At 68.2% G+C, this 1,224-nt stretch carries 2 protein-coding genes; both read left to right on the forward strand.

What is annotated here, in order from left to right; translation table 11 throughout:
• The first annotated feature begins 77 nt into the window (after window positions 1-77).
• Window positions 78-656: a helix-turn-helix domain-containing protein gene (locus ACTOQ2_RS43885; RefSeq protein ID WP_440107963.1), complete on the forward strand. Its 579-nt coding sequence runs from the start codon at window positions 78-80 to the stop codon at window positions 654-656.
• 5 nt (window positions 657-661) lie between these two features.
• On the forward strand, window positions 662-1,213 hold the full coding sequence (locus ACTOQ2_RS43890) for a transposase (protein ID WP_440107966.1): 552 nt from the start codon (window positions 662-664) through the stop codon (window positions 1,211-1,213).
• The last annotated feature ends 11 nt before the right edge of the window (window positions 1,214-1,224 follow it).

Genomic DNA, 1,224 nt, shown 5'->3' on the forward strand with positions numbered 1-1,224 from the left:
TAGTGCTCCGTTCCTTTTTGAGTGGCAAGATTAGACGTACTATCAGGGCCCAGTAGGTCTTGATAGGCGGTGAGGCAGTGCCGAAGCTCCTGTTCGCGCGAGCGCCGAAGGACGCGATCGAGGAACGCAAGATCCGCAAACTGGCCGGTGCCCGGCACGCTCCGGCCGACTGGATTCGTAGAGCTCAGATCATCGCGTTGAGCTGGGAGCGGTCGCGGGTGCCGCAGATTGCCCGTGAGCTCGGCTGTGCGGAGAAGACGGTGCGCTACCGGCTGGCGCGCTTCAACGATCAGGGCCTGGACGGGCTGGGAGATCGCCCTGGTGTCGGCCGTAAACGGCGGCTCGGCGAAGCCGAGCGCTCGCAGATCATCGCGCTGGCCCGCAGCCGGCCGCCGGGCCGGCCGGTGCGCGATCAGGCAACCGGTGAGCTGGCCGCGGCCGATGAGGCCGGGCCGGGCAGCTGGACGCTGGACACCCTGACCGAGGCCGTCCATGAGTTGGGCATTGTGGTGGCGCGCTCGCAGGTGCGGCGGATCTTGCTGGCCGAGGGGGTGCGCTGGCGCCGCCCTCGCTCCTGGGCCACCAGCCACGACCCGGACTTCGCCCCAAAAGAACCCAGGTTGTTGCCCTCTACACCTGCCCGCCGCCGGGAGTGACGGTCGTGGCCGCCGATGAGCTGGGCCCCGTCCTTCCCCGGACCTTCGAGCCCGCCCCCGGCTGGAGCGCCGACGGCCGGCGGATCAAAGCCCGGCTGGAATACAGCCGCGGGCCACAGAAGACCTGGGTGTACGGCGGCCTGCGCGTCGCTGATGGCCATGCGGTCACCATGACAGCCGCATCGCGCAACAGTGTCGGCTGGCAGCGCTTCCTGGCCCTACTGGAGCAGAACAACCCGATCGGCACGATCGCGGTGATCACCGACAATCTCTCCAGCCACAACAGCGTCTCCACCCGCGAATGGCTCACCGAACATCCACGGATCCAGCAGGTGTTCATTCCCAAAGGCGCCTGCTGGCTCAACCTACAAGAGGCCTGGTGGCGCATCTTCCGCCGCCAGGCCCTGGCCGGGCAGACCTTCGCCGACCCTGACGAGATCGCCTACGCCACCGCCGTGGCCACCACCCAGCTCAACGCCCGCGCTCGCCCCTGGATCTGGGGCCGCCCGGCTCCCGAGCCTCGTCAACGCCGACGCCGTTTTACCTACCTGCTTTGAGGAACGGAGCA

The sequence above is a fragment of the Streptosporangium sp. H16 genome (assembly GCF_051918855.1).
Classification (GTDB): domain Bacteria; phylum Actinomycetota; class Actinomycetes; order Streptosporangiales; family Streptosporangiaceae; genus Streptosporangium.